This window comes from Halorubrum distributum JCM 13561, from assembly GCF_000337395.1.
Lineage (GTDB): Archaea > Halobacteriota > Halobacteria > Halobacteriales > Haloferacaceae > Halorubrum > Halorubrum distributum.
The window spans coordinates 149,956-165,973 of record NZ_AOJF01000022.1 but is presented as its reverse complement, the minus strand read 5'-3'; the positions used below and the strand labels follow the sequence as shown (position 1 = coordinate 165,973).

The following is a 16,018-nucleotide window of genomic DNA, read 5'->3' as shown; positions in this document are numbered from 1 at the left end:
GCGACCCGACCGCTCGGCCCCCGACCGCTCAGCCCCCGACCGACTCAGCGACCGAACCCCTCGACCGCGACGACGCGCCGCACGCCGAGGTACGCGGCGGCGGCGATGGCGGCGTACGCGACCACGAGGACGCCCGTCGTCGCGTCCGCGCTGTCGATGGCGAGCCGCGCCACGGCGTTCGCGGGGCCGCCGGCCATCGCCGTCGCGCCGCCGAACAGCACGAGGACCGCGACCGAGTAGAGCAGCTGCGCCGCCTGTCGGTCGGGCGCGACGGCCGCGATACCGACCGCGACGGAGACGACGAGCGTCGTCAGCGCGGTCATCAGCGCCAGGATCGGGCCGACGTTCGCGACCGAGGTGCCGTTCGCCTCGAGGAGGAGGAGCCACAGCAGGGCTTGGCCCGGAGCGATCCCGATCGCCGCGGCCGCCTTCCCGTCGACGATCTCGGCGAGCGTGACGGGCGCGACGCGGAGCAGCTCCATGGTCCCCTGATCGAGCTCCTCCGTGATCGAGTCGACGATCAGCGACCCCGAGATGAACACCGGGAGGAAGACGAGCAGGGGGATCAACACGGTGTACGTGAACGTGAAGTACGGGCTGGTGTCGCTCCGGTCGGGCAGGGGGAGCGGCGACTCCTCGAGGGAGGAGGCTCGGGCGTCGCGCTCGTTCAGCTCGTAGGTCCGCAACAGCTCGCGCAGCTGCACCACGATCACCGTCGTCTCCACGGTGGCGTCGGGGGCGGTGACGGCGGCCGACACCCGCCCGCTCTCCGCGCGGCTCGTGACCACCACCGCGTCGGCCGCGTTCCGCTCGAACGCGCTCCGCGCGGCGCCCGCGTCCTCGTACGGCGTGACCGAGGCGCCCGGAACCTCCGCGGCGGCGCGCTCCAGGTCGTCGACCGCGTCGCCCGCGGCCGCGACCTCGATCTCCGCGCCGCCGAGCGCGCCCGGATCGTACATCGAGACGAGCCCGACGACGAGGAACGACGAGAACATCGCGATGAACAGCTGGATCCCGATCGCCAGTAGGATCGTCTTCTCGGCTCGCAGCCCGGCGAGCTCCCGCCCGGCGATCGTCAGGCGGCTATCCAAGGCTCACCACCCCGACGTTGTACGCGGCGTGGCCCAGCGTCGCGAGCGTCAGCGCCAGCGCGTAGGCGGTCCGGCCGCGGCGCGCCCCGAGGGCGGCGACGCTCGTCGCCGTCGCGTGGAGGACGAGCGGGGCGAAGAACAGCGCCGCCAGCGCGAGCGGCGGCAGGCCGGAGAGCCCGGCAACGTCGGCGAAGGCGGCGCGGCCGAGGAACAGGTCGGTGAGGCCGACGGCCTGAACGACCGCGGTCGCCTTCTCCGCGAGGAAGAACCCGGTCCCGGAAGCGAGGCCGACCGCGAGCGCGACCCGATCGGTCCGCTCGAAGACGCCGCGCTCGAAGCCGGCGTAGAGGCCGACGCTCTTCGCGACCTCCTCGATGAACGCGATGGTCACGAGCAGCACCGGGATCGACACGGTGACCGGCAGCGCGAACAGCACCGCGACGGCCAAGAGCTCCGCGACGAACACGAAGGGGATCGTACAGGCGGTGAGGAACGCGACCGAGCCGAGCGCGCGGAGCCGGTCGCGGTCGAGGAGCCCGCCGCCGACTCCCCCGCCGACCGGGACAGCGGAGAGCCGTACCGCGAGCGCGTCGAGGAACTTCCGCGTCACGGGCTTCTGCGAGAACATGTCCTCCTCGCGGTAGACGCCGAGGCCGAGGCCGAAGAGGAGGGCGGCGCCGACCGCCATCGGCGCGGTCGAGAAGAGGACCTCGCCGGCCGAGACGGCCTCGCCCTGGAGGTCGAAGACGACGAGCGTCAGCGGTGAGACGAGCGCGACGGGCGTCACGTTCGTGAAGATGGCCGGGACGAACGCGTAGGTGGTCAGGAGCACGCTCACGCCGACCGTGACGAAGGTGAGCTCCTTGAACGAGCGCGCGAACATCGCGCCGACGAAGGTGGCCCCGAGGAACGTCGCCGCGACCGGCGCCACCGCGACCACCGAGAGCGCCCCGCCGCCGACGAGGAGCGCGATGAGGCTCGTGACGACCGCGGCGGCCGCCGCGTACGGCAGCGTCTTGCCGGCGACGATCTCCGCCGGCGACAGCGGCGTGACGAGCAGCGGCTCCCCCCGGCGGTTCGTCCGCTCGTCGAGGATCGAGGAGCCGTACGCCTGGATGAGGAAGTTCATCGGCACGAGGAAGACGAACGCCAGCAGCAGCGAGGTGAACGGGAACGGCGGCGTGAGAGACCCGGGCGAGCCGACCGTGTTCGCGCCGAAGGCCGCGCCGCCGATGGACGGCACCGCGAAGCCGCCGTCGTCGTCGGAGTCCGCGCCAGAGCCGACGGACCCCGCGTCGCCGGTGCTGTCGCCTCCCTCGCCGCCGCTCGTGCCGTCGCCGCCGTCGCTCCCGTCGTCGCCTCCGCCGGTCCCGGCGTCCGACCCGTCCGTCGACCCGCCGTCGCTCCCCCCGTTGCTCCCGCCGAGCGTCGCGCCGTCGTCGACGCCGGTCGTTCGGCCGACGTACCGGAGCGTGACGACGACCGGGAAGGCGGCCGTCCGGTTCGGCTCGGCGCGCATCAGTCGCTCGTTGTGCGACGCGACGGCCTCGCGGACCGACGCGGCCGCCGCCTCGCCCTTCTGCGTGTCGCTGGCGCGCACCACGACCTCATCGACGTCGGCGGCGTCGATCGATCCGTCGTCGCCGGAGCCGGGTCGCACCACCGTCACCACGACCGCGTCGGCGGAGTCGCCGAGCGACGCCGACCCGGCCGAGACCGGGCGCAGCGACGGCGCGTCCTCGATCGCCTCTGCGTACGGCGACTCGGCGTCGACGCCGACGCGGTACACGTCCTGGTCGACGTCGAGCCCGGCGACACCGGTCGCCACGCCGACGCCGACGACGCCGCCGGCGACGAGGAGGAGGGCGACCCCCGCCGCGAGCGTCCGGCGGTCGACGCCCCCCGACGCGCGGGCGGACTCCCACTTAGCGACTCGGAGGACGCGGCGGACGCCGACCGCGAGGCGTCGGCCGACGCGGCGGAACCCGTCGATCACTCGGTCGCCTCCGTCGCCGCCGGCCTCGCCGTCTCGGTTTCCGATTCGTCGCCGTCGCCATCGCCGTCGGCGTCGCTCTCGGCGTCGGTTCCATCACCGCCGGGGTCGCCGGTGTACCGCCCGGGCATCGGTCGCCCGACGATGTCGAGGAACACGTCCTCGAGGCTCGGCTCGCGGCTCCGGATGTCGACGACCTCGCCGCCGGCGTCGCCGGCGGCCTCCCGGACCGCGGCGACCGCGTCCATGCTCGGCACGGTCGTCCGGAAGCGGTCGCCGACCTCCTCGGTCGTCGCGTCGAGCTCGTCGAGCGCGGGCGTCGCGGTCGGCTCGACGTCCGTGAACACGCGGTACGTTGTCTCGCCGTGTCGCTCGCGGATCCCGTCGACGCTCCCGCGGGCGACGATCCGGCCCTCGTTCATCACGACGACGCGGTCGCAGACCGACTCGACGTGGTAGAGGTTGTGCGCGGAGAAGACGACGGTCTTGCCCGTCTCGCGGAGCTCGCGGGTGAACGCCAGCACCGAGTTCGTCGTCACGGGGTCGAGCCCGGACGCGGGCTCGTCGTACACCAGCACGTCCGGGTCGTTGACGAGCGAGCGCGCGATGGCGACCTTGCGTTTCATCCCCTTCGAGACGTCGCCGAGGCGGCGCTCGCGGTGGTCCAGTTCGAGGCGGTCGAGCGCGGCCTCGATCCGCTCGTCGGCGACCTCCCGGGGCACGTCGTAGAGGTCGGCGAAGAAGCGGAGGTACGACAGCGCGGTCATCTCCTCGTACAGCGGCGACTCCTCCGGCAGGAACCCGAGGTGCCGGCGCATCTCGGGGTCCGAGGCGTCGAACCCGGCGACGGTCACCTCGCCGTCGGTCGGCTCGACGAGGCCGGCGAGTATCTTGAGCGTCGTCGTCTTCCCGGCCCCGTTCGGGCCGACGATCCCGAACACCTCCCCGTCGTCGACGGCGAAGTCGCTGTCGACCACGGCCGCGAAGTCGCCGTACGTCTTCCGCAGCCCCGAGGCCTCGATCATGCGCTCGGGTCCGGCGGCGGCCGGGTTAAACCCACGCCCGCGGTTATCGGCGGCGAGAACGGCCCCGTCCGCGTCAGTCGGTGTACGGCTTCTCGATGTTCGCGTCGCCGCTGATGTACGCGTTCATCCGGCGGGTGATCCCGTCGAACAGCGTGATGAGCGGCGAGAGGACGCGCTCGACCAGCCGGACCGGCGACGCGACCCGCAGCGACCACGCCTCGGCGTTTCCGAGCCCGAACGCCTTGGGGACGATCTCGCCGAACACGAGGACGAGGAAGCTCGTACACAGCGTCGTCGCCACGATCGCCGCCCCCGGCGGGAGATAGCTCGCGATCAGCACGGTCACGATGCTCGAGATGGCGATGTTGACGACGTTGTTTCCGACGAGCAGCGTGACGAGGAGGCGGTGCGGGTCGTCGTGGAGCTCCTTCAGAACGTGCCCCCGCGGGTCGTCCGCGGCGGCCTGTCGCTCGAACCACTCGGCCGGCAGCGAGAAGATGGCGGTCTCAGAGCTCGAGAAGAACGCGCTGAGCGCCAGCAGCACTGTCACCGTTGCGACCCCGGCCACCCCGAGTGTGACGCCGACCATGGCGCGTGTTTAAAAACGAGGTCAAAGAGGGTGTCGGCCGGACGCCGGTATTCAGCTGGCAGGCGAACCGCTCCCGGTCCGGGACGCGTCTCGATCCGGGATGCGTGGCGGTGTCGATCCGGTATGCGTGGCGGTATCGATCCGGTCGCGCGACAGTGTCGATCCGGTATGCGTGGCGGTATCGATCCGGGACCCGTGGCGTTGCCAGTCTGCGGCTTCGCCGGGGCGCAGCAATCGCAGAAATCGGAACGCCGTACTACTCCTCTTCTTCCTCTTCCTCGACCGGCTCTCGGCCGCGTTCCCAGACGGCGTCCGCCGAGGTGTCGTTCGGTGCGGTGTGCGAGACGTCTTTCATGGTATCACGGTCGCTTGCCATATTGCCCTCCGATAGCTCGGAACCCCGTATTAACCCTTCGTGGAAAGAGATAATGAGACCTGATACCATATAAGGTATTAATATTGAACACGCCGGAGACGGTCCGGTCGGTGAGCGAATTACGAATTAGTGGCGGTTAGATCGTCGAAAAACGGACGAACGTACGAATATGGGCGGCGGACCGCAGCGATGAGGCGTCCGGCCGCCGGATGAGGTCTCGTGTTCGAAAACCGCACCGCGGCCGGAAACGTCGACCGCGACGGCCGGGCCTCCGTGGTCCGAGAGGGGGCGACGCTCGCGGTCGGTCGCGACGTCGACGCGTCACCGGAGCGGACAGCGAGGGCGCTCCGCGACACGCGGCGGTGGCCCGACTGGAGTCCGTCCGTCAGCGGCGTCGAGAGCACGGACCGCTACGTCGAGGACGGAACGACCGGACGCGTCCGGGTCGCGGGCGCCCGGGTTCCGTTCCGGGTGACGGCCGCGACGCGCCTCCGGTGGGACTGGGAGGTCGCGCGGATCCCCGCGACCGGGCACAGGGTCGACCGGTACTCGGGGGATCCGGACCGGTGTCGGGTAGTGATCGAGGTCCCGCTGATCGCGGCCGCGTACGTCCCGGTCTGCCGGCGCGCGCTCGACCGGTTCGCGGCGCTCGTCGAGGGGGAGTGACTCCGACGGGGTCCGGTCGTTGAGACGCCCGAGCGACTCAGTTCTCGTACCCCTTCTCGAACGGGTCGATGACCTCGCTGCCCGGCTCGTCCTCGTCGCGGGTGAAGCCCGGTCCCTGGGTCGCCAGTTCGAAGACGAGCCCGTCGGGGTCGGTGAAGTAGACGCTCTTGAAGTAGGTGCGGTCTTTCACCTCGGAGACCTCGACGCCGTGGTCCTCGAGGTGCGCCTGCCACTCCTCCAGCGTCGCCTCGTCTTCGACGCCGAACGCGAAGTGGTGGCTCGCGCCCGGGCCGGGCGTCCCCTGCGAGTCCGGGTACTCGAAGTAGGTGACGTTGGTGCCCGGCTCGCCCTCGGGCGTCGGCGAGAAGTAGTAGTGCGGCGTCCCGGGGTCGTCGTAGTTCTGGGTCCGCTTGACCGTGTGCCAGCCGAGGACGTCCTCGTAGAACGCGGTGGTCTCCTCGATGTCAGTACAGACGTTCGTGACGTGGTGGAGCCCGGTCGTCGGCGGCGCGTCGGTCATGGTCTATGCGAACGGTTGTCGGGAGGGCAGTTAGTCGTACTGGCGGCTCGAAGCGGTCGCGTGGCGGTTCGAAACGGGAAGGCGCGTGCGCGTCGGTCGGGGGAATTCGCGTGTGCGGCTCAGAACAGCCCGACGCCGACCGCGTACGGCCACGAGCTCCCGCCGACGGCGAGGAACGCCAGCGCGGCGCCGGCGCCGTACACATTCTTCAGGAAGCCCGTCATCTCGTTCTGCTTCTCCTCGGGGTCGTCCATCGACCAGAAGTCGTGCATCGTCACTGCGGAGACGAGGAGGAAGAACGCGAGTGCGCCCGCCGAGAGGACGGGGAAGGCGCCGGCCGCGACGCCGAGACCGCCGAGGACGAGGACGGCGCCGGAGGCGATCACCGAGAACCGCGGCGCCGGCAGGCCCTTGAACTCGGCGTAGCCGGCCATCGTTTCGAGGTCCATGAAGTGGTTGAGGCCCATGAACGCGAGCGTCGCGCCGAAGACGATTCGGCCGAGCAGGAAGAGTTCGCCCGCGAGAGGGGTGTCGAACTGGAGCGGTAACGTCGCGATTTCAGCTAACATCGTGTAACCTGCTATACGGACGTAACCTATTTATCGCTTCCCGGACAATACGGTTAGTAGGTAACACCGATGTCATCACAGGACCTTTCGGCGGCGGAGTCGGCGGAGACGGCGGATTCGGGCGCTGACGCGACGACGGATTCGGGCGCTGACGCGGCGCCGGAGGCGACGGCACCCGACACGCCCTGCCCCGTCATCGACTCTATCGAGCAGATCGGATCGCAGTGGCGGCTCGTCGTCCTCCACGAGCTGTTGAACGGCGAGGCGCGGTTCAACGAGCTCAAACGCGAGACGGACGCGAACGCTCGGACGCTCTCGCGCGTGCTCGACGACCTCCAAGAGACCGGGTTCGTCGACCGGCGGCTGGAGGAGGACTCGCCGGTCGCGACGTACTACAGTTTAACTGATAAAGGCGAGTCGCTCGCGCCCGTCTTCGAGGAGATCGACGAGTGGGCGCACGAGTGGCTGGCCGAGTGCGACGCGTGAGATCTGAGTAACCCTCTCACCGGTTCTTTATAAGTAATCCCAGCGCCAGTGGCGGTTTATTTATAAAACATTGTCAGCGGATAGACGGCGGACACCTCCAAAACCCCAGCCGCTCATTTATCAATGATCGACATCGGATCTGCGGCGGACACCTCCAAAACCCCAGCCGCTCGCTTATAAATGATCGACGATGGACCCGCACCGGACACCTCCAAAACCCCAGCCGCTCGCTTATAAATGATCGACGATGGACCCGCACCGGACACCTCCAAAGCCCCAGTCGCGAGGCGGGCGCACGCTCGCTGCGGTCCTCAGTCGCTCGCTTCGCTCGCTCCTTGCGGTCCTTACGTCGCCTGCGCCCGCCTCGCGACTGCCCCTTTGAGTCCCGCCCCGCACGGCACCGCACAGCGCCTCTCACCTCCCCAGCCTCGTCAGTCGCCCGTCGCTTCGCTCCGGGCGACTGACTCCCTCGCGCGTGCTGCCTCGCGGCCGCCGAGGGCGGCCGCTCGCAGGCACGCGCCACCGCACCTCCTCGTTTATTTATAAACCATCCCGCCGCGAACGCGTTCCGCCGCCGAAACGCACACCCTTCTCCGGCGCGTAGCGATCGGCGTGTACGCCGGACTGAAGAACACTCCCTGCTGTCTGTGCGGCCGCGAGGAGACGCACACGCGGATCGCGGTGCCGCCGCGGGCGCTCCGGCTCATGGAGAACGGCGGGCCGATCGCGTGGCGCGACGTGGTCGGCACCGTGACGCTCCGATTCTGCGCCGACGACTGGGACCTCGTGAGCGACCTCGCCGTCGAGATGGACACCCATCCCCTCTCACGGTGTAACGCCGCGCACGTCTCTCTGGACCTCCGCGAGGACCACGAGGCGCTGCTGTCGGCGACGAAGGCCGAGACGGACCAGACCGAGCTGGAGGCGCGCCTGGTTCGCGAGGCCGAAGCGACCCTGGACGCGGTCGACGACCCGTACACCGAGGAGCGCGACGTGGTCGAGGCCGTCGTCGTGTTGCGCGCGCTGGAGGAGCTCGGCGTGCGAGACGGGCCGGGCCGCGCCGACGCGGACGCCGAGAAATCGACGCCCGCGGACGACGACTGATACGAGCCCTCTACCGCCTGATCTCGAACCCCTCGGCGCCCTCCGGCTCGCCGTACTCGGCGTCGACGTCCTCGACAGCCGCGGCCTCGCTTCCGGTCTCGCACCACGCCACCATGTCGCGGACGTCGCCCTCTGCCCCCTCGAAGACGGCCTCGACCCGGCCGTCGTCGAGATTCCGCACCCAGCCGTCGACGCCCGTCTCGCGGGCGGCGTCGCGGGTGCTCGCCCGGTAGAAGACGCCCTGAACGCGGCCCGAGACGAAGACGTGCGCCCGAACGCGGTCGGTCATCGCTCGGTCGTGCGGCCGCCTGCCTGATAAACGGCCCGCCCGCGACCGACCGCCGACCGACCGTCGACCGACCGTCGACCGACCGCCGACCGACCGCCGACCGACCGTCGACCGACCGCCGACCGACCGCCGACCGACCTGCCGCCCGCAACCGACGCCTACTAACTCCCGGGCGCCGAGGTGGGCGACATGGACCTGTTCGGAACCGCCGGGATACGCGGCGGCGTCGAGGAGCGTGTCACGCCGTCGCTCGCGCTCGCCGTCGGGCGAGCCGTGGGCGCCGAGATCCGAAGCCGAGCCGACGAGTCGAGCCCCGAGCCGACGGTCGTCCTCGCCCGCGACGGCCGGGTGACCGGGCCGGCGCTCGCTGCCGCGATGGAGGCGGGGCTGGCGGCGGGCGGCGTCGAGGTGCGCCGCGCCGGGCGACTCCCGACGCCGGCGCTCGCGCACGCCTCGCGGGGCCGTTACGGGGTGATGCTCACCGCCTCGCACAACCCCCCGACCGACAACGGGATCAAGCTGTTCCGCGACGGCACCGAGTTCGACCGCGACGCGGAGCGCGCCGTCGAGGAGCGTGTCGCCGACGAGGCGGCCGTCGCCCCGTGGGACGAGTGGACCGAGGCGACCCGGACCGACCCCCTCGACGGCTACCTCGACGACGTCCGCGAGTACGCCGCGCGGTTCGGCGCGCCCCTCGACGGCCTGCGGGTCGCGGTCGACTGCGGCAACGGGATGAGCGCGCCCGCGACGCCGACCGTCCTCCGGGAGCTCGGCGCCGACGTCGTCACGCTCAACGGCAACGTCGACGGCCACTTCCCCGGCCGGGGGAGCAAGCCGACCCCGGAGACGCTCGCCGACCTCCGCGCGTTCGTCGCGGACGCCAACGAGGGGGTCGAGAACCCGGGGCGGCCGGCGAGCCACGGGAGCGACGGCGCCAAGGCGTGGGACGGCGAGGGAGGCGAGGCGGGCGAGACCGAGGGATTCGCCTTCGGCATCGGCCACGACGGCGACGCCGACCGGATCGTCATCGTCGACGCGGACGGCGAGGTCGTCCACGAGGACACGGTCCTCGCTGTGCTCGCGGAGCGGTACACCCGCGAGAGCGACGCCGCGGACCCCGTCGTGGTGACGACGCCGAACGCCTCCGGTCGGATCGACGAGCGCGTCCGGGCGGCCGGCGGCCGCGTCGAGCGCGTGCGACTCGGCGCGCTCCACGAGGGGATCGCGGCGGTCCGGGAGGACGCTGCGGAGGCCGGCGCCCTCGGCGAAGCGGGCGCGGTCGGTGAGTCGGGCGCCGCCGGCGAGGTCGGCGACGACACCCGCGTCGTCTTCGCCGCCGAGCCGTGGAAGCACATTCACGTCGCCTTCGGCGGCTGGATCGACGGCGTGGCCTCCGCGGCGGTGATCGCGCGCCTCGTCGCCGACGAGGGGCTGGAAGCGCTGCGGGCGCCGATCACGGAGCGCCCGTACCGCAAGGTGAGCGTCTCGTGTCCCGACGACGCGAAAGAGACGGTGATGGACCGGCTGGAGACGGCGCTCCCGGCCGCGTTCCCCGAGGCCGCGGTCGACACCGACCACGGCGTCCGGCTGGAGTTCGAGGACGCCTCGTGGACGCTCGTGCGGCCCTCGGGAACGGAGCCGTACGTCCGCGTCTACGCCGAGAGCGACGACGTCGACGACCTCGTCGCCGAGGTCGAGGGCGTCGTCGAGGACGCGGTCGCGGCGGCGTAGGCCGGGTGCGTTCGGTCGGCGCGGGAGTTCGGGAGTTCGGTCGGCGCGGGAGTTCGGGAGTTCGGTCGGCGCGGGAGTTCGGGAGTTCGGTCGGCGCGGGAGTTCGGGAGTTCGGCCACGTTCACAACCGTGAGAAATCCGGATACGTGGATCGGAATCCGGGGTCGAGCGGCGATTACCCCGAAATTCGGCCGGATGTTTTCACGAACGTGTCACCTCTGTGCGGCGGGAACGACGAATTTATGCCGCGTTCCGACGGGGTTACGAGTGAGATGGCATCCGACTTCGATCGGCGGCGGTTCATCAAGGCGGCAAGCGCAGCGGGCCTCGTCGGCCTCGCCGGGTGTAGCGGCGGCCCGAGCGGCGACGGCGGCGACGGGGGCGACGGCGACGTGCCGGCCCGGATCGGCATCGTCTACTCCGACGGCGGTCTCGGCGACAACTCGTTCAACGACGCGGCCCAGCAGGGCATCCTCCAGGCCGAAGAGGAGTTCGGCATCGCCTACGACGAGTCGGAGCCCGACGGCGCCGGCGAGTTCGAGCAGTTCCAGCAGCAGTACGCCGGGTCGACGGACCCCGCGTACGACCTGGTCTCCACCATCGGGTTCAACCAGGGCGACGCGCTCACCGAGACCGCGCCCGACTACCCCGACCAGGACTTCATGATCGTCGACACCGTCGTCGACGAGCCGAACGTCGCGAGCTACCTGTTCCGCGAACACGAGGGCTCGTTCCTGATGGGCGTACTCGCCGGCCACCTGACCGAGACCGAGTTCTCGGCGGGCGCCGGCGAGACCGATCCTGACTCGACGAACGTCGGGTTCGTCGGCGGCGTCGACAGCCCCGTCATCCGCCGGTTCCAGGCCGGCTTCGAGGCCGGGGTCGACTACGCGACCGACGACGTCGACGTCACCACGAGCTACGTCGGCAGCTACGCCGACCCCACGGGCGGTCAGGAGGCGGCGCTGTCGATGTACCAGAGCGGGGCGGACATCGTCTACCACGCCTCCGGCGCGACGGGCGTCGGCGTGTTCCAGGCCGCACAGGAGGAGGGTCGGTTCGCCTTCGGCGTCGACCAGGACCAGTCGATCTCCAACGAGTCGTTCGCCGACGTCATCCTGGCGTCGATGGTGAAACGCGTCGACACCGCGGTGTACGAGTCGATCTCGAACGTCATCGACGACGACCACCAGGGCGGCTCGACGACGGCGCTCGGGCTCGAATCCAACGGCGTCGAGTGCGTCTACGGCGACCAGATCGGCGGCGAGGTCCCGGACGAGATCACGACGGCCGTGGCGGACGCGCGCGACGAGATCATCGCCGGGAACATCGAGGTCCCGGAGACGACGAGCAACTGAGGCAAGACGGCGGCGGCGAGGCCCGGACGCGCGGTCCGAACCCACGCCGGCCGGGCGCGCGGTCCGAACCCGACGCGGGCCGGCCGCTCCGGACCGACACCGGGAACGCGGCTTTTCTGCGGATCCGGTCGGCCGAGAGACAGTATCGCGTGCAACGGCTCGGAATCCGCGCGTTTTTAGGCTCCGACGCGGAGTTACGGGTGAATGAACCCGGCGGTCCACTTGGACGGCATCACGAAGCGATTCCCCGGGGTCGTCGCGAACGACGACGTTGATCTCGCGGTTGAGCGCGGGAGCGTCCACGCCCTGCTCGGCGAGAACGGGGCCGGCAAGACCACGTTGATGAACGTGCTGTACGGCCTCTACCAGCCGACCGAGGGGACCGTCCGCCTCGACGGCGAGCCGCAGTCGTTCGACTCGCCGCGGGACGCGATCGACGCCGGCGTCGGCATGATCCACCAGCACTTCATGCTGGTCGACCCGATGACGGTGTGGGAGAACGTCGTCCTGGGCAACGAGCCGAAGACTTGGGGCGGGCTGCGCGTCGACAGGGAGGCGGCCCGCGAGGCCGTCGTCGAACTGAGCGAGCGCTACGGGTTCGACGTGGACCCGGACGCGACGATCGCCGACATCTCCGTGGGCGAACAGCAGCGCGTCGAGATCCTGAAGGCGCTGTACCGCGGGGCCGACGTGCTCATCATGGACGAGCCGACCGCGGTGTTGACCCCGCAGGAGGTCGACGAGCTGTACGGCGTCTTCGACGAGCTCACCGAGCAGGGGAAGACGATCATCTTCATCTCGCACAAGCTCGGCGAGGCGCTGTCGGCCGCCGACGACATCACCGTCCTCCGCGACGGGGTCAACGTCGGCACCGTCGCCGCGGCCGACGTGACGCGCGAGGAGCTCGCGGAGATGATGGTCGGCCGAGAGGTGCTGATGGACCCCGCGACGTCGCCGCAGGAGGCGGGCGACCGCGTGCTGGAGGTGACGGACCTCGACGTCGAGGACGACCGGGGCGTCGAGGCGGTCTCGGACCTCTCCTTCGAGCTCCGGGGCGGCGAGATCCTGGGGGTCGCCGGCGTCGACGGCAACGGCCAGTCGCAGCTCGTCGAGGCGATCACGGGCCTGCGCGAGGCGGCGTCCGGCGACGTCCGCTACCGCGGCGAGTCGATGGTCGGGAAGACGCGCCGCGACCGGATCGACCGCGGGATGGCGTTCATCCCCGAGGACCGACAGGAGCGCGGCCTCGTGATGTCGTACGACCTCGTCGAGAACGGGATCTTGGGGAGCCAACACGACCCGCCGTTCGCGAACGGCGGCCGGCTCGACTGGCCCGCCGCCCGCGACCACGCGGAATCCGTCATCGAGCAGTACGACGTTCGGCCGCCGGACGCCGACGCGGAGGCCGAGTCGCTGTCGGGCGGCAACCAGCAGAAGTTCATCGTCGGCCGCGAGTTCGAGCGCGACCCGGAGCTGGTCGTCGCCACCCACCCGACCCGCGGCGTCGACATCGGGTCGACGGAGTTCCTCCACGACCGGCTGCTCGAACTGCGCGCCGAGGGGAAGGCAGTCCTCCTCGTCTCCTCGAAGCTCGACGAGGTACAGGGGCTCTCCGACCGCCTTGCGGTGATGCACGAGGGCGAGTTCACCGGGATCGTCGACCCCGCGACCGTGACCGAGGAGGAGATCGGGCTGCTGATGGCCGGCGAGTCGCTCGACGACGACTCCGTCGAGGGGGCCGCGATCCACGACGCCGCGGGCGACGGGACGGACGACACGCCGGGCGACGGGATTGACGGCGCGGACGACGCGTCGCGCGACGGAATCGACGGAGCGACCGGCGGCGACGAGGGGGTGGACGCGTGAGCGACCCGGACCCCGACGCGGACGGGGATCCCTCCGTCTTCGCCCGCGTGGTCGCGCCGTTCGTCGACCGGAGCGTCGCGGAGCGGCTCGTCATCAGCGTCGCCGCCATCTTCCTCTCGATCCTCGTCGGCTTCGCGCTCGTGCTCGTCTCCGGCCGGATCGCCGAGTGTTCGACCGCGGCCTGGACGATGCCGATCACCGGGCTGGGGTTCTGTTATAACCCGTTCGAGGTGTACGTGGTGCTGTTCAACGGCGCGCTCGGCTACCCGTTCGCGGTCGGCGACCCCGGCCTGTTCAACCCGGGATGGACGCCGTTCAACCTCTCGTTCGGCCTGACGCTCTCGGAGACGACGCTTTTGATCTTCACCGGACTCTCCGTCGCCGTCGCGTTCCGCGCCGGGCTGTTCAACATCGGGACGCAGGGCCAGCTCGTCGTCGGCGCGCTCGCGACCGCGCTCACCGTCCTGGCGCTCGCGCCGCTCCTCCCGGCCGGCCCCGTCGCCGGCCTCGTGCTGATCGTCGTCGGGACCGCGGCCGGCGCCGTCGGGGGCGGTCTCTGGGGCGCGATACCCGGCGCCCTCAAGGCGTACGCCGACGCCAACGAGGTGATCACGACGATCATGCTCAACTTCGTCGCCGCGAACGTCGCGTACGTGCTCGTGTTGGAGGTGTTCCGCGCCGAGGGCTCCTCCGTGGTCGCCACCCGGTACGTCCCGGAGTACGCGCAGTTCCCGTCGGTGCTGTTCCCGGCGTCGACCGACTTCGCGCTGATCGCGCTGCTCGTCGGGGTCGCCTTCATCGGCGCGCTCTACTACTTCGTCGAGCACACGTCGCTCGGGTACGACCTCCGGACGAGCGGGGTCCAGGCCGCCGCGGCCGAGTACGGCGGCGTGAACGCGAAGCTCACGACCGTGCGGGCGATGACGCTGTCCGGCGCGCTCGGCGGCATCGGCGGCTCGGTGTGGGTGCTGATGTCCGAGGGGCGGTGGATGGCCTCGATCCCGGACCTCGGCTTCGACGGGATCACCGTCTCGATCCTCGCCGGGAACAACCCGATCGGCGTGCTGCCGGCGGCGTTCCTCTTCGGGATCCTAAAGGGCGGCGCCCTGGAGATCGGGTTCCGGACCGACGTCCCCACGGAGCTCGTCGCCGTGCTGCGCGGGCTCATCATCCTGTTCGTGGCGATGCCGGAGTTCTTCCGGATGATCGGCCGGTACGCCGGCGTCGGCGGCGCGGGCGGTGCGGGCTCGACAAAGCCGGACGAGTCCGCCGGCGGCGACGGGGGTGAGACCGATGCGTAACCCCCTCTCGCCGGCCTCGCTCCTCGAGAGCGCGAGCGAGTCGAGCTACGTGCGTTCGCTGGTCGTCGGCACCGTCGGGGTGCTCGCGGCCCTCGGCGTGCTTGGGCTCGCGTTCCCCGAGTCGGTCTTCGGCGACCTCGCCGGTATCGTCTTCTCGACGAGCACCGGGGCGTCGACGGCGCGGCTCGCGGCGCCCATCGTGCTCGCCGGGCTCGGCGGCATCTTCGCCGAGAAGTCGGGCGTCATCAACATCGGGCTGGAGGGACTGCTCATCATCTCGGCGTTCGTGTCGGTGTACGCCGCGTCGGTCGTGGGCGTCGGCAACGCCGTCCTCGGCGTCCCGGCGCTCGTGATCGCGTTCCTCGCCGGGATCGCGGCGTCGACGTTCCTGGCGGCGGTGTTCGCGGTCGTCTGCATCGAGTTCAAGGCCGACCAGATCATCGCCGGGCTGGCCGTCTGGCTCATCGCCCTCGGGCTCGCGCCGTTCATGTCGACGGTGTTCTTCGGCGGCGTCAACACGCCGAACCTCGGCGTGAGCGTCGGGTGGAAGTACTCCGCGACCATGGTGGTCCTCGCGACCCTCGGCTCGTGGTGGCTGCTGAACCGGACCGCGTTCGGGAAACATCTCCGGGCGGCGGGCGAGAACCCGAAGGCGCTCGACACCGTCGGCGTCTCCGTCTCGAAGGTGCGCTACGCCGGCGTCCTGCTCTCGGGCGTCCTCTCCGGGGTCGGCGGGTCGGCGCTGGCGCTGTCGATCGGCCAGTTCGTCGGCTCCGGCGAGACGATGGTCCAGGGGAAGGGGTTCATCGCCATCGTCGCGTACCTCTTCGGCAACTACAACCCGCTCGGAACGCTCGGCGCGGGCGTCCTGTTCGCCGGCCTCGACGCGATGCAGATCCGCCTCCAGCAGCTCGGCTACGCGATTCCGGACACGCTGGTCCAGACCATCCCGTACGTCGTCGTGATTGTCGTGCTCGCCTTGGTCGGCCGGACGCAGATCCCCGAGGCCGCGGGCGAGCACTACGAGACGGAGGAGTAGGTCGCGTCGGTGACC

General features: G+C 70.8%; 15 protein-coding genes. 8 read left to right on the top strand and 7 right to left on the bottom strand.

From position 1 onward, the window contains the following. Positions 1 to 44: 44 nt before the first annotated feature. From C470_RS02305 to C470_RS02290, 4 genes are all read right to left on the bottom strand, one after another. Complete coding sequence (locus C470_RS02305; RefSeq protein ID WP_008364974.1) at positions 45 to 1,091, bottom strand: ABC transporter permease; 1,047 nt, start codon at positions 1,089 to 1,091, stop codon at positions 45 to 47. Continuing rightward, positions 1,084 to 3,087 (bottom strand): ABC transporter permease, encoded by a 2,004-nt coding sequence (locus C470_RS02300; RefSeq protein ID WP_008364972.1) that lies wholly within the window; start codon positions 3,085 to 3,087, stop codon positions 1,084 to 1,086. Before C470_RS02300 ends, C470_RS02305 begins: the two co-directional genes overlap by 8 nt. Beyond that, on the bottom strand, positions 3,084 to 4,109 hold the full coding sequence (locus C470_RS02295; RefSeq protein WP_007344328.1) for an ABC transporter ATP-binding protein: 1,026 nt from the start codon (positions 4,107 to 4,109) through the stop codon (positions 3,084 to 3,086). Before C470_RS02295 ends, C470_RS02300 begins: the two co-directional genes overlap by 4 nt. A gap of 73 nt (positions 4,110 to 4,182) precedes the next feature. Continuing rightward, complete coding sequence (locus tag C470_RS02290; RefSeq protein ID WP_007993487.1) at positions 4,183 to 4,698, bottom strand: CNNM domain-containing protein; 516 nt, start codon at positions 4,696 to 4,698, stop codon at positions 4,183 to 4,185. Between the two features lie 595 nt (positions 4,699 to 5,293). Between C470_RS02290 and C470_RS02285 the strand changes: the two genes are divergently transcribed. After that, the gene (locus tag C470_RS02285; protein WP_004595946.1) at positions 5,294 to 5,740 is read left to right on the top strand and encodes an SRPBCC family protein; all 447 of its coding nucleotides are present in this window, start codon (positions 5,294 to 5,296) and stop codon (positions 5,738 to 5,740) included. 37 nt (positions 5,741 to 5,777) lie between these two features. Here C470_RS02285 and C470_RS02280 read toward each other — a convergent pair whose 3' ends face one another. Both C470_RS02280 and C470_RS02275 read right to left on the bottom strand, forming a co-directional pair. After that, a complete protein-coding gene (locus tag C470_RS02280; RefSeq protein WP_008364968.1) occupies positions 5,778 to 6,260 on the bottom strand; it encodes a VOC family protein in 483 nt (160 codons plus the stop codon). 119 nt (positions 6,261 to 6,379) lie between these two features. After that, positions 6,380 to 6,829, bottom strand: a complete 450-nt coding sequence (locus tag C470_RS02275) for a DoxX family protein (RefSeq protein WP_004595944.1) — start codon at positions 6,827 to 6,829, stop codon at positions 6,380 to 6,382. 69 nt (positions 6,830 to 6,898) lie between these two features. Here C470_RS02275 and C470_RS02270 point away from each other — a divergent pair, with 69 nt between their 5' ends. Together C470_RS02270 and C470_RS02265 are read left to right on the top strand one after the other, a co-directional pair. Beyond that, a complete protein-coding gene (locus C470_RS02270; protein ID WP_008364965.1) occupies positions 6,899 to 7,315 on the top strand; it encodes a winged helix-turn-helix transcriptional regulator in 417 nt (138 codons plus the stop codon). A 612-nt stretch (positions 7,316 to 7,927) separates the two neighbouring features. After that, on the top strand, positions 7,928 to 8,419 hold the full coding sequence (locus C470_RS02265; protein ID WP_008364963.1) for a hypothetical protein: 492 nt from the start codon (positions 7,928 to 7,930) through the stop codon (positions 8,417 to 8,419). A 10-nt stretch (positions 8,420 to 8,429) separates the two neighbouring features. Here the strand turns inward: C470_RS02265 and C470_RS02260 are convergent, their stop codons facing one another. Then, positions 8,430 to 8,708 (bottom strand): acylphosphatase, encoded by a 279-nt coding sequence (locus C470_RS02260; RefSeq protein ID WP_007344537.1) that lies wholly within the window; start codon positions 8,706 to 8,708, stop codon positions 8,430 to 8,432. A 189-nt stretch (positions 8,709 to 8,897) separates the two neighbouring features. Between C470_RS02260 and C470_RS02255 the strand changes: the two genes are divergently transcribed. From C470_RS02255 to C470_RS02235, 5 genes are all read left to right on the top strand, one after another. Then, positions 8,898 to 10,439 carry a phosphoglucomutase/phosphomannomutase alpha/beta/alpha domain I gene (locus C470_RS02255; RefSeq protein WP_007993473.1) on the top strand — a complete coding sequence of 514 codons (1,542 nt, stop codon included), beginning with the start codon at positions 8,898 to 8,900 and terminating at the stop codon, positions 10,437 to 10,439. Positions 10,440 to 10,711: 272 nt separating this feature from the next. After that, complete coding sequence (locus C470_RS02250) at positions 10,712 to 11,797, top strand: BMP family lipoprotein (protein WP_004595934.1); 1,086 nt, start codon at positions 10,712 to 10,714, stop codon at positions 11,795 to 11,797. A gap of 204 nt (positions 11,798 to 12,001) precedes the next feature. Continuing rightward, the gene (locus tag C470_RS02245) at positions 12,002 to 13,663 is read left to right on the top strand and encodes an ABC transporter ATP-binding protein (RefSeq protein ID WP_008364959.1); all 1,662 of its coding nucleotides are present in this window, start codon (positions 12,002 to 12,004) and stop codon (positions 13,661 to 13,663) included. Then, positions 13,660 to 14,964, top strand: coding sequence for an ABC transporter permease (locus C470_RS02240; protein ID WP_008364957.1), 1,305 nt, complete (start codon positions 13,660 to 13,662; stop codon positions 14,962 to 14,964). Before C470_RS02245 ends, C470_RS02240 begins: the two co-directional genes overlap by 4 nt. Beyond that, positions 14,957 to 16,003 carry an ABC transporter permease gene (locus C470_RS02235; protein ID WP_004595930.1) on the top strand — a complete coding sequence of 349 codons (1,047 nt, stop codon included), beginning with the start codon at positions 14,957 to 14,959 and terminating at the stop codon, positions 16,001 to 16,003. Before C470_RS02240 ends, C470_RS02235 begins: the two co-directional genes overlap by 8 nt. Positions 16,004 to 16,018: the final 15 nt, after the last annotated feature.